Annotated in this window: 9 protein-coding genes; 1 reads left to right on the top strand and 8 read right to left on the bottom strand. The window is 44.8% G+C overall.

Features of this window, described 5'->3' with window-relative positions; all coding sequences use genetic code 11:
- Positions 1-44: 44 nt before the first annotated feature.
- Entirely contained in the window at positions 45-1,406 is a 1,362-nt protein-coding gene (locus tag NQ546_RS05115; RefSeq protein ID WP_004288948.1) for a sigma-54-dependent transcriptional regulator, read from the top strand.
- 458 nt (positions 1,407-1,864) lie between these two features.
- Here NQ546_RS05115 and NQ546_RS05110 read toward each other — a convergent pair whose 3' ends face one another.
- From NQ546_RS05110 to NQ546_RS05075, 8 genes are all read right to left on the bottom strand, one after another.
- Positions 1,865-4,402 carry a prolyl oligopeptidase family serine peptidase gene (locus NQ546_RS05110; protein WP_004288947.1) on the bottom strand — a complete coding sequence of 846 codons (2,538 nt, stop codon included), beginning with the start codon at positions 4,400-4,402 and terminating at the stop codon, positions 1,865-1,867.
- A 22-nt stretch (positions 4,403-4,424) separates the two neighbouring features.
- Entirely contained in the window at positions 4,425-5,096 is a 672-nt protein-coding gene (locus NQ546_RS05105) for an RluA family pseudouridine synthase (protein WP_004288946.1), read from the bottom strand.
- Positions 5,097-5,202: 106 nt separating this feature from the next.
- The gene (gene fabG, locus NQ546_RS05100; RefSeq protein WP_004288945.1) at positions 5,203-5,949 is read right to left on the bottom strand and encodes a 3-oxoacyl-[acyl-carrier-protein] reductase; all 747 of its coding nucleotides are present in this window, start codon (positions 5,947-5,949) and stop codon (positions 5,203-5,205) included.
- Positions 5,950-5,980: 31 nt separating this feature from the next.
- A complete protein-coding gene (locus tag NQ546_RS05095; protein ID WP_004288944.1) occupies positions 5,981-6,565 on the bottom strand; it encodes a TetR/AcrR family transcriptional regulator in 585 nt (194 codons plus the stop codon).
- 317 nt (positions 6,566-6,882) lie between these two features.
- Positions 6,883-8,199 carry a DUF4974 domain-containing protein gene (locus tag NQ546_RS05090; RefSeq protein ID WP_050764425.1) on the bottom strand — a complete coding sequence of 439 codons (1,317 nt, stop codon included), beginning with the start codon at positions 8,197-8,199 and terminating at the stop codon, positions 6,883-6,885.
- 13 nt (positions 8,200-8,212) lie between these two features.
- The gene (locus NQ546_RS05085) at positions 8,213-9,550 is read right to left on the bottom strand and encodes a glycoside hydrolase family 28 protein (protein ID WP_004288941.1); all 1,338 of its coding nucleotides are present in this window, start codon (positions 9,548-9,550) and stop codon (positions 8,213-8,215) included.
- Between the two features lie 66 nt (positions 9,551-9,616).
- On the bottom strand, positions 9,617-11,380 hold the full coding sequence (locus NQ546_RS05080; RefSeq protein WP_004288940.1) for a right-handed parallel beta-helix repeat-containing protein: 1,764 nt from the start codon (positions 11,378-11,380) through the stop codon (positions 9,617-9,619).
- A 46-nt stretch (positions 11,381-11,426) separates the two neighbouring features.
- On the bottom strand, positions 11,427-13,523 hold the full coding sequence (locus tag NQ546_RS05075) for an aceric acid hydrolase (protein WP_004288939.1): 2,097 nt from the start codon (positions 13,521-13,523) through the stop codon (positions 11,427-11,429).
- Positions 13,524-13,528: the final 5 nt, after the last annotated feature.

The following is a 13,528-nucleotide window of genomic DNA, read 5'->3' as shown; positions in this document are numbered from 1 at the left end:
AACGATTTACCTTTGTACCATAAAAGAGATAAAAAGCAGCAAGGATGAAATCCATATTAATCGTAGAAGATGACATCACTTACGGTATGATGTTGAAAACATGGCTCGGCAAAAAAGGTTTCCGGGTCAATTCTGTCAGCAGCATTGCCCGGGCCCAGAAACACATTGAGTCCGAAAATGTAGACTTGATACTGTCTGACCTACGCTTGCCCGATCGTGACGGCATAGACCTGCTGAAATGGTTGGGTGAACATTCCTTGCGCATACCTCTTATCATCATGACGGGATATGCCGATATACAGTCGGCCGTACAAGCCATGAAATTAGGTGCGTGCGACTACATCGCCAAACCGGTGAACCCTGATGAGTTATTGAAGAAAATGGATGATGCATTCCTTCCAAGCGGATTGCCTGTCTCGTCCACACCGGCAATGCGTGCCGAAGCCGGCAGTAATTCTCTCCGGGAAGAAGCGGAAAGCGCATCTTCCGACTATCTGGAAGGTGAAAGCGATGCCGCCAAACAGCTCTATAATTACGTGAATTTAGTATCTCCCACCAATATGTCCGTCCTCATCAACGGAGCCAGCGGAACGGGTAAGGAGTATGTGGCGCAACGCATCCACAAGCTGAGCCGACGCTCTAAACAGCCTTTCATTGCCATCGACTGCGGCTCTATCCCTAAAGAACTGGCAGCATCCGAATTCTTCGGCCACGTGAAAGGCTCTTTCACCGGTGCGCTGACCGACAAGACGGGCGCATTCGTCGCAGCCAACGGAGGAACGATCTTCCTGGATGAAATAGGTAACCTGAGCTACGAGGTGCAAATACAACTGCTTCGTGCCCTGCAGGAACGCAAGGTGCGCCCCATCGGCTCCAACAAAGAGATACAGGTAGACGTGCGGCTGGTCTCCGCCACCAACGAGAATCTGGAACAAGCCATCGAAAAAGGTACATTCCGCGAGGATCTCTACCACCGCATCAATGAATTCACCCTGCGCATGCCTCAACTGAAAGACCGCCGCGAGGACATCCTCCTCTTTGCAAACTTCTTTTTGGATCAGGCCAATCGCGAATTGGACAAGCATCTTATCGGCTTTGACGAGAAAGCATCCAAAGCCCTTCTGGAATACCAATGGCCGGGCAATCTGCGTCAGATGAAAAATATCATCCGCCGCGCCACTCTCCTTGCACAAAGCAAGCTCATCACTTTGGACGAGCTCAGCGAACTGCGAAACCAAACAATACAACCCACCGGCATGCCGCTCCGCAACGAAGAAGCCGAAAAGCAACATATCATCGAAGCCTTGAAGCAAACCGGCTACAACAAAAGCCGCGCCGCACAATTGCTCGGCATAGACCGGAAAACACTCTACAACAAACTTAAACTATACGGAATAGAACTATAATTGTGGAAAAACTCCACAATCTATTCCACACTTTCCACACTATTCTACACATTTTTTCAATGTGCCATTCTTCCACACTGAAATTAGTTCACTAATATTCAGTATGTTATCTTCCAAACTTCAAATCTTGGCATATCATTTGACGTATATTCCACGTGAACCTCAAGTTCACAATGTTAAAACAAAATTCGCCTAAGCTGAGACAAAACAATATATCAACCTTTTAAAAGTAAAAAGCAAAAAATTAGTATTAGTAGCAGCCCTGTTTATGTTTGTTTGTGACGGATCGTTCTTGGCCTGAGCACAGATGCAAATGGCCAAGAGCATCCAATCCACAAATTTAAGTGGCCGAATAATAGTAAGCACACTAACAACAAAAAAAGCCGTTTCCTTCTTGTCTATTCCGGGAAACGGCTTTTTTTACTATATGTATAATAAGGCAATATCACTTCATCACCCTACCAATGTCTTTCCGGGTAGAGCTCATTCCACCACGCCGGGCTATCCTGCAACCAACGTGCAAACCACGCCATAATGGAGTTGTGCCACAACTCACGCTTGGGATAATCACTGATAAAATGGTTCTCACCGTCTACCGTTATAAACTCCACCGGCTTGCCCAATATCTTCAACGCATTGTACAACTGGATGCTTTCACCAACAGGCACATTCGTATCAACCGTACCATGCAGCAACAGCAACGGAGTCTTGATTTTATCCGCATTAAACAGCGCCCCATGCTTCGTAAACAGATCAGGATTATTCCATGGATAGCTCTCGGCAGCAGCAACAGAATTATAGGAATATCCCCAATAGCCCTCACCCCAGTAACTTGTCACGTTACTGATGCCGGCATGTGAAACAGCAGCAGCAAACAAATCGGTCTTTGTCTGTAAGTACATTGTCATAAAGCCGCCATAGGACGCTCCAATACAACCAATACGCTTATCGTTAACAAACGGATGAGCCGCACAGAACTTCTTCGTTCCTTCAATGATTTCATCGGCAGTACGTTCGCCCCACGCATTAACATGGCGGGCGGAGAACTCCTGACCGTAACCGATAGTGCCGCTGGGCTGGATGACATAAACCACATAGTCACGTGATGCAAACAGCTGCGCACAGTAGGGCGAGGTGATGCCGCGCGTAGTAGGCATAGTTCCACCGTAATAATATACGATAAGCGGATATTTTTTATTCGGGTCGAAAGCAGGAGGCAGGCACATCATACCTTTAATTTCCGTACCGTCCTCTGACGTAAAGTTCCATTCTTTCATTGTACCCATTTCTATCTTATCCAATGCAGGCTTCATCGGATTGGCAAGCAATGCGGATGTTTTCTTCTTCACATCGTACGTATAAGCCACCCCTACACTGGTATTCCCCCCTCCTACATATGCAGCAACCGTTGGATTGTTTTCCGCCAAATCGAAAGAAGCAATCACATCTTCCTGAAGCGGCAACATCTCAAAGCTGTCGGTTTGGGGGATATAGCGGTAAATATGCTTGCAATCCTCATCCGTTGTATTAAAATAGATGCAACCATCTGTGCGGTTCCATTGCAGGAAGTCTACGGAAGGATTGAAATCGCGCGTAATGGGAGCGACTTTCTTCGTAGCTTTATCCACGATGAATGCCTGTGTATCAAAATCATTAGCAATAGGATGTTCACCGCAGTTCTTTCCCACACCGCCAAAAGCCGAAGGACTGCCGACTACTAAAAGTCGCTTTCCGTCGGGAGAGTAAGCCCCTCTATTCACATAAGGATCCCATGCAACCAACGTATCTACTTGCAGTGTAGCCAAATCGACCTCGAATATGGAAGTAAGAGAGAAAGGACACTGAGTGATGTCCGACTTGGAAGTGGAACACAGAAGTTTTTTCCCGTCAGAAGATATATCGTTCAGGTAGACGGCATGACTGCCATACGTCAGGCGCTCGGAAAGCCCTGTTGCAGGATCATATTTAACAAGATAATTACGGGAACGGGCATCGGGAATGCGATCATCGGGGTGCAGTAGCCTCTTCAAAGGACCACTGACCGCTTCCCCTTTATCATCGGGAGAATAAATAAGATAGTCCTCTGCGGGCGACCAGACAAAGTATCCTTCGGGAACATCTTTCAGCAGCACCTCCTCATGCATGGTAGCCGGATCGAACACAACCAAATCATTCCGTTTTTTGCCGGTCACTGTATAATAGAGCTTATTGCTACGGGGCATCCAGCGCATTTTCTCGTCAGCATCAGGCAATATCACCTTGCCGGTCTTTAGTTCTGTCAACTCGCAACGTGTTCTCGAACGCTTCAATGAGTAATTGTCCGCATAGCAGGTAAGCAGGTACTTGCCATTCGGAGAAAGGCTCACCGAACGTACACGACTTCCAAACGCCGTATTATGCAAAGCGAAACGCCTTTTCAAATCCGGTGCAATCTGATAACCGACATCGGCAAACTCCTTATCCTTCTCAAACTCACACTTCAACACCGGAGCAGTCTTATCGGCAGCCACTGATAATAATTTAATGACTATCTCATAATCCACTTCCGGTTCCAGACGTAAACCAAGCACTGAAGGGGACACTTGCGACAAGCTATCTTCCGCAGTCGTCTTTGATTGTTTGGAAACTCCATTCACAAATACCTCAAAACGTGCGGGAGAATAGATATTCAGTTTTCCTTTCATGAAACGTTCCGCACGCAAATTAGTAGCAAACAGATAAAATAAATTATCTTTATCGGCCTTTGCTACCCGCACGTACCCTGCCGTATCGACTGGCACACGCTCATAAGAACGTCCGTCGAAGTCGAGGTCAATATCGGTTTTCAGAAGTTTATCGGCAGTGAATTTCTCTCCCGTAAAATTAATGCTGTCACCCTGAATTGGAGTACGCACCACAATGGCAGGCCGCACATTGTATTCGGTCACTTTATCTTGTGCCCGGACTGCAAATGCCGCAAGCAGAGACAGCCCTGATAAAATCAGAATCTTTTTCATCGAAGTTGTTATTAACAGATTATCAAATCATTTCAAAACCATTCCACAGATTACCGGTAGGAACAGGGGCCTCCACCTCTATCAATTCCTTGGACACCGGATGTATAAAACGGACAAAGCGCGCGTGCAGGCAAATACTCCCATCCGGATTGGAACGGGGAGAGCCATACTTCAAATCTCCTTTAATGGGACACCCCATTTTAGCCAGCTGACATCGTATCTGGTGATGGCGCCCCGTTTTCAGGTCAATTTCCAGCAAATAATAGTTCTGCGATTTAGCTATGAGCCGATAATGCAAGATCGCTTTCTTGCTATTCGGCACTTCCTTATCGTACGCATAACTTTTGTTCTGCTTTTCGTTACGAACCAAATAGTTCACCAACTCTCCTTCCGGCTCGTGAGGCTGGTTCTTCACCACTGCCCAGTAGGTTTTCTTAACCTCACCATTCTTGAACATGTCATTCAGGCGGGTAAGCGCCTTACTGGTTTTGGCAAAAACAACAAGACCGCTTACGGGGCGGTCCAAGCGATGTGTAACACCTATAAAGACATTACCGGGCTTTTGGTATTTCTCCTTGAGATACAGCTTTACGGTTTCCGAAAGCGGTGTATCACCCGTTTTGTCTCCCTGAACGATCTCGGAAGCGGTCTTGTTGACTATAATGATATGATTGTCTTCGTATACGACAGTCATTTATTTAGCGATTAGCGGTTAGTAATTAGTGATTAGTGATTAAAAAGCTGCGGTTAGCGGTCGGCAATTCTCATTAATCACTAACCGCCAATCATTAATCACTATTTTACATATTCATACCACCGTCTACCTGAATCACCTGCCCTGATACATAAGAAGACATATCAGAAGCCAGGAAGGTAGCAATGTTGGCTACGTCTTCGGGTGTACCACCACGACGCAAAGGTATCTTCTTGCACCATTCAGCCTTCACTTCTTCGGACAAAGCATCTGTCATTGCTGTCATAATGAAACCCGGAGCAATAGCGTTGGCGCGGATGCCACGAGAGCCCAACTCCTGTGCAATAGATTTGGCCAATGCAATCATACCTGCCTTGGAAGCAGAATAGTTGGCCTGACCTGCATTACCATGAACACCTACTACAGAAGCCATGTTGATGATGCTTCCACCTTTTTGACGCATCATGATCGGAGTACAAGCATGAATGAAGTTGAAAGCGGATTTCAGGTTAACGTTGATAACCATATCCCATTGTTGTTCGGTCATACGCATCATCAGACCGTCACGAGTAATACCTGCATTGTTAACCAAAATATCAATGCGGCCGAAATCTGCATGGATAGCCTCTACTACTTTGGCAGTATCTTCAAAGCTCGCTGCATTAGATGCATATGCTTTGGCTTTTACTCCAAGCGCTTCAATTTCTTTTGCTGTTGCCTCAGCATTTTCATCAATCACCAAGTCGGTGAATGCTATATTAGCCCCTTCTTGAGCGAACTTTAAAGCGATAGCCTTACCAATACCACGAGCGGCACCGGTTACAATGGCTGTTTTTCCGTCTAATAATCCCATACTGTTTTAAATTATTGATTAAATATTCTTTTTATGTTCTATGCAACGCGCCAAACACAAGATTGACAACGTATTTATCGCGGGTTTCATCATCGAGCTTTGCACCGATATGTCCGCGTATATAAGGTACTTCAATACCTTTTACGCAATAATGCACCAGCTCGGCGGTCATGTCTATATCATCTATCCGAAACACGCCTTTCTCCACCCCTTCACGCAGCACATCCTTGAATAGCAGTATCTCTTTAGCATCAAAACGTTTACGCACTTTCTCCACCCGCCAAATGTCACGAAAGAAATTGGCCCGAAGCGTACCGTTACGAAACACTACCTCCTTCACCGCATCCAAACGCGTATATATCATTTCAATCATTTTCTCGTCCGGCGAAATATTTTTCTCTGCCACACGCTTCATCATATCCGAAAGCATATCCAGTTCCGACTCAACAACAGCCATATAGATATCTTCCTTACTTTTAAAATAGGTGTAGAGGGTTCTCCTACCTTTTTTAGAAGCGAGAGCAATATCATTCATCGTGGTATTTTCAACACCCATTTTAGCAAACAACTGACGGGCTACATCCACTAATTTAGCTTTTGTCTTCGATACGGCCATAGGCTAATTGCACATTGCTTAATAATTTGTGCAAAAGCGTGACTTCTTTTTGCACACTGACTATCAATATTTTACAAAACTATTCTTTTGTAAATCACACTTATATGCTTCAATTTGAGCGCAACAAAGATAGCAATTCTTTTTTATCCAAAGGAATTTTCTTATAAACTTTTCCCCTCGCCGGAAGCTCCCAAACTCTTATATATGAGAAAGCTTGAAGCGCAAGGCAGTATTCGATGCATTGGCTTCAAGCTTTATATTAACAATTCTTTATCAAAAAAACAATAGAATATTTAATGAAATGATGAGCATTATCTTTAGTATCCCACACGCGATTGCATCATTTCCTCATCCTCTATCGTAACTTTACTTTCGTCAAGCTTACTACGGTCAAGACTGAATACCTTGACAAAAAAATCATAAACAGCATTGCGCTTATTCGGACCGAAGTCGTGACGTTCTTTGGGTAGGTGCACATTCACAATGCGGTCCTTGGCTCCGTAAAATCCATAGACACGCTGCAAATAGGGATACTCCAACGTAGGAACAGAAGCGGTCCAATCTCCGCCATCGCTCACAACCAACATGGGACGCGGTGCGAACATAGCTGCCAATTCAGCATTACAAGTTCCACCACCTGCCAATTGAATGGGTTTCCCACTCTCACAGGGACATCCGCCATCAAAATGAGAAGCCAGACTTACAACAGGTGCCATAGCCGTAAAACGTTCGTCCAAGACTGACAATAACACAGTTTGAGTGCCCCCACCTGAACCTCCGTTTACTCCTATACGGTTCGTATCAATATCCTTACGGTTTTTCAACATATAATCAAGAAGCAACAGTCCATCCATAGCCTGCTTCACATGCGCCGTATCGGTTCTATGCGCTCCCGCACCCACTTGTTTTTCCGATTCTCCCCATCCATAAAGGTCGTAATCCACACAAACAGCCCCCATCCGCGCCAATGTTCCCAAGCGCTGCTGTTGATCCTTACGATAACGCCCACGATAAAAATGCCCGTTAGGACAAATAATCAGTGCATGTTTTCCCTTTTTACGCGGTGTGTAAACAGAGGCATAAAGATATACTCCGGGCCAGGTTTCCATCGCCAAATTCTGTACCGTATAACCATCATATTTACGAACTTTTGACAAGATTGGCGCAGCCCCCTTCACGCAACGAGACAAAGCTTCATCTAACTCCAATCGCTCACGCACTTCTTTACGCAATACAGCACTACGTTTCTCCCATTCATTCCTGTTGGTGTACAGCCCACTGAGATAAGCCAACATTTTTTCCCCGTCGACAGCTGTACGGCGCGGATATTCATACGGCTTAATTTTATAACTCTTCTCATTCTGTTTTTGATACTTAAAGTCGAAAAAACTCAACACATTAGTAAGAGACTCTTCTAATGAGTAAGGACGAATACGAAAATCGGCATAAGGCAGTCTCTTACCAATAGTGTCTACATTATATTTGAACTTCACATCGAAACGCCGGGACAAATCGTTCATTACATCACTCAACGGGCGGGTAAACTGATTCTCTAAATCAAGTTTCTGCGCATAAACCACATTACCCGCAAACAATGTCGTTCCCATACACAGCGCAACTATTCTCTTTTTCATCATCGCCTTGCAGTTATTTTTCATATTTTATTTTCTCGCCATTGACATACACATCATCTATCACCAAGTCCTTGCAGTCACGAAACAGGCACTCCTCTTTAGCATCATTGACATAAATATCCCTGAACACAATCCCCTCAATGGGAGCCTCCGGCAGCCCATCCACTTTCAGCGGAGTTTGGGTACCGCGCACAGTAAGCCCGGTCACGAAGATATTACGAAAGACAGGCGTACGTTCGCTCTTTTTCTCCATTTTCATCTGACTATATTTCAGATTAAGAACTACCGCCTCCCTTTTAATATCACTCATCACTACATTGCTTACACGAATATCCTCTACCACGCCGCCACGTCCACGAGTCGATTTGATACGGATACCACGATCGGTGCCATCAAATACACAATTACTGATGGTCACCTTCTTTACGCCTCCACTCATTTCACTACCTATCACTACTCCCCCATGCCCGCTTAACATCGTACAATTTGTAATAGTGATGTTTTCACAGGGACGACCTATCTTTCGGGCTTGCAAGTCACGACCACTTTTAATTGTAATACAATCGTCCCCTACGGAAATATGACAGTCACTGATGTGCACATTGCTGCACGATTCGGGATTGATTCCGTCAGTATTAGGTGAAGGTACATTATTGATTGTAACCCCTTTCACCGTCACATTGTCACAAAAGTTAGGATTAACAGTCCAAAAGGGAGAGTTCACAATGGTAATGCCTTCTATACGAACATTCCTGCAACGTAGCGGCTGGATGAATGGAGGACGTAAGAAACGACGATCCAACGTACTATGCCAATCGACATTAGTTTCTGCATAAAGCGTTTTCATGTCATTGGCTTGTTCAAAAAGAGGCTGATACTTGTTGATATCACGCTTACCGTTGTCACGTAAGTCTATAAGTACCCGGAAAAATTCCTTCCACCATGCTTTTCCTTGCCCATCAAGCTTTCCTTCACCTTTGATAGTGATATTCTCGGCATCTGTTGCATAAATCAACGGTTGGAAGCTCTTCATCATCACACCTTCGTGCCGCATTTCCACAAATGGCATATAATCGTCAAAATTGTCACTGAAACGCAACGTGGCTCCCGCCTCCAGTTCAAGTGTAATATTACTTTTCATGTGAATGGAAGCTGTGAGATAATCTCCTGAAGGGAAGAAGAGTGTCCCCCCTCCTGCCTTGTTCAAACGATTAATCGTATTGTTTATAATCTCTGTATTTTTTAAGGCTTCTTGGTTGTCAACACCGGCTTCACGCATGTCTACACGTTCTGCAAAAACTTGCAAAGCTACAAAAAAAGCCATAAGAACAGTTATTGTAATCTGTTTCATAAGAATTTTACATTTAAGTTCCAACCGAAGTTAGATAATCCATTATTAATTATAATTGCATAACCGTTAGTCGATTGATGCAACGCCGGCCTTTACTTTGATACTGTCATTCACCGTAGGACCGTTGTTTTCCCACACATTACCGGGACCATTGGCATTTTTGAGGAACTTGTCCGCCTCCGTCCAATTATCGCGAACAGTGATAAAGGAAGAACCTTCATCAGTATAAAGATAAAACCAATGATTGGGATCATGCACATAACCGGGTTTGTAAATACTATGTACACAATTCTCCGTAATGAAGCTATGAGGCTGCGAACCAAGAGTATAGATACCTGCCACATCATACATGTGCTTCGCATAATGATGGATGAGATTGGCATGTACGGTGTTATTACGCATACACCCCACAGTGCGGTTCCAACCCCATCCCAGACTAATGGCTGTATAAGAAACCCCACTGATCGTATTATGTGCAATATTAATATCACGAACAAATCCGGCACAGATTCCATGTGTTCCCCAGTCTTCATTAGTCACATCAGTGATATAATTATTCACTATATTCAAAGCGCGGCACACTTCACGTTCATCTGCCGGATCATAAGGTAAATGCGTTTCGTGCGCTTCAGGACTAAAGCTACCTGTGAGAATACCGTTTCCGGATATATCTTCAAAACAACATCTTTCTATACTTCCACCTTTTGTACCCCACTCATAATCAATACCGGTAGACCCTAAATGGCGAAAATCACATTTTATGAAATCAATATTTTGAGCAGCTTTTACTACAACCGCCGAAACAGGCCGCCCCAACCATCCCTGATTGTCGAGTTTATGATTCTTGGAACGTACAATCTGCGGGCGAAGTTTATAAGCATCCGTCAAATACATACCAGCCTGCAAAGGGACATGCCCCTTCAATGAAGGGCGCATCCAGGTACTGTAACTGAAAGTAAGCCCTTCAATACGAATATTCCGCACCGGGCGATCCAACGTACCTTCCACACGCAGCAAAGTTTCCACTGCGGGCACGACAGCTTCCTCTATCAGTTCGCCCTGGCGAGGATAATAATAAAGCTTGCCTGCGCGTATATCATGATACCACTCGCCGGGCACATCCAGCAGTTCGCGAGCGTTGGTAAGATAAAAGGCCGAATTATGTCCGTCCGTTGTCACCATAGGGCAGGGCCAAGGATGCTCAAACTGAATACGGCTCTCTGGATCATGAAAGCTCACAGCCGCACTGTCACCGGCAAACATTATATCTTTAATACGCAGATTGGCTACACACCACATTTCATGCAGCACCATCTCGGCATAGGGAGCTTTCTGAATTTTCCTCACAGCTGCTGCCGGCACCCATAGTACCCGCTTCTGCTTATCTACACGAATAATCCGGTACATGTCTTCAAAATCAGCTACATCACGTGCACGTACCGCCTTCTTGCCGTTTACATAGAATTGCCTGAAATCTAACGGCCTGCCACAAAAATCAGGAACATCTGCCACCATCAATTTACCCTGACGCTTCCATCCGGTGACAGTTACCCCACCGCTAACTATAACCTCTCCCTCCCCTTTGATAATTGTGGGGGATGAGGGTGTACCACTATCCTCGGGACGCAGAAATAGAGGTTCATAAATCCGGTAGTTACCGGCTGCCACATGAATGGTAATCCCTCCCTCAATGGAAGGGTCGTTCAAACGACGAAGCTCACGCGCCTGCCGAATAGCATCTGCGATACTTTCTCCCGGCTTCACATAAATATCTGAAGCCTGCAATAAAGTCGAAGCAAGAAGCAATATAGAGAAAATCAGTTTCTTCATTATCTTTTATATTTAGATTATTACCTTCCAAGCTGTTCGGCTAAAATCACCTCTTTACCGGCATCCATACTGTCATTTCGGACTTACCGCGATTCCCCCAAGCATAATAAGGAATGAGACGGATATGAACCGGTTTTTGAGTAGGATTCACTTCACGATAAAGCATCCCTTCCCACGACTCCGCCTCGTTCAAAGAAGCGATGCCTTCCAACACCATGACGTCACTGCCCGCGATCTGCATCTTGCGCGGCGTAAATTTGATGTTTGTAGGAATCTGTACATCATCAATACGCTTTCCACCATCAATATCCATACTTTCCAAACAGTATACAATAGGACCACGTTTTACTACTACCTGATTACGAATCTCTTCAGCAAGCGGATGAGCTTCAAGCAGTCTCACCGACATATCCATCACCCACTCCACTATATCCCCTTCTTTCCATATACGATTTACATGGGCGTATTCGTTCCGTTTCCAGTTACCCGCTACAGCCTGACCATTCACCGTAAGCGTAGCTTTATCACACCACTCCGGCATCCGGAAATAAATTGAAAAAGCTGTCTTACGGGATGCACGAGGCAATGACTCTACAACAAGCCGCACACTACCCTCCCAAGGATAATCCGTATGCTGTGCAAGAGCTATCTTACCCAATCCTTCCAATTCGGTCTGAAGAGTATTGGAACCATAGAGATTACAATAAACGGCCTTATCCGCCAAAGTATAGGCATAATTCTGAGCTTGACAAACCGTACGCAACGTATTAGGAGGACAGCAGAAACAGCTGATATACTCTGTACGCACTTTAGGCCAGCGTAGAGTATAAGGCAAATCGGCACTAATGCGCAAAGGATTAGTATAGAAATATTTCAAACCATCAAGGCTTATACCACTCAACACACTATTGTAAAGGGCAGTCTCAACAATCTCTGCATATTTGGCATCGCCTGTAATCTCAAGCATACGCCAGTTAAAGAGCATATTACCGATATTCGCACAAGTTTCATTATGTGCAGTACTGTTAGGTAACTGATAAGGACGACCATAACTTTGATGCACTTTCTGAATACTATCCGGTTCATAGAAAGTTCCATCGGGCGAGGTCCCGTCATAAAGCGCTCCACAAGCACCGGTCACATACATTTTCCGATTTACAATATCGCTCCAAATACTTGTCAGGTTCTTCATCAATTGTTCCTCGCCCGTCTCGGCGTACACATCCGCAACGCCGGCATAAAGGTAATTTGAACGTACAGCATGCCCCATGGCATTGTATTGTTCACGAAAAGGAATCCGGTCTTGATTATCATCAGTACCATTCTCTACCATGCCACGAATATTGATCAGATTTTGCGAAAGTTCAAGATAGCGGGTATTACCGGTGGCGCGATACATTTCAACCACTCCCATATAGTGTGAGGGGCAAATAGCATTACGTGCCAATTCTGCTGATGCTGTCTCATAAAAGTGGCAAAGAAAATCCGTAGCCTTTACAGCAACGTCAAAAAGAGTATTTTTTCCCGTAGCACGTTGGTGAATGATTCCTGCCATCATCAGGTGCCCCAAATTGTAAGTCTCAAAGTTCAGACGGTTGGCAAAAGCGCCCTTTTCGTTTTCGGCACCTACTTTCGTACCGATCACTGTCTGTTTATTGGCAACAGCATGCGTATCAATGCCCTTGTTCTTTTCATCAATAATAACCGGCGTATGAATATATCCATCAGCCCGTTGCGCCTTTACGACACGAGCAATAAAATAGTCCATCAGCTCGTCAAGTTCGGGATCATGATTGACCGCATAAACAGCAGCTACTCCTTCAAGCCATTTATACATATCACCATCATGAAACGGAGGTCCCCAATGAGTGCCTTCACATTCACCGGCTGCAATTTCAAAATTGCGGAACCCATGACTTACATCAGGATTCTTCCAGGTATTCCACATCCCCTGCAAAGAGTGTCGGCTAAACACATTAAAACGTTCTCCCCAAAAGCCGCCTGTCCATTTCACAGCACCAAGTTGTGTATTAGTCATTTTTGCGAACTTGCTTTGCCCCATATCGACAAGACCATTTCTCTGTGCCATAAGGTTATTCAAAACAGATGCTACTACAAATAAAAAGAGTATTGTTTTCCTCATGCTAT

This window comes from Bacteroides eggerthii, from assembly GCF_025146565.1.
Lineage (GTDB): Bacteria > Bacteroidota > Bacteroidia > Bacteroidales > Bacteroidaceae > Bacteroides > Bacteroides eggerthii.
Note: the sequence above shows the minus strand (reverse complement) of the source record. Positions and strands in the feature narration are given on the sequence as shown.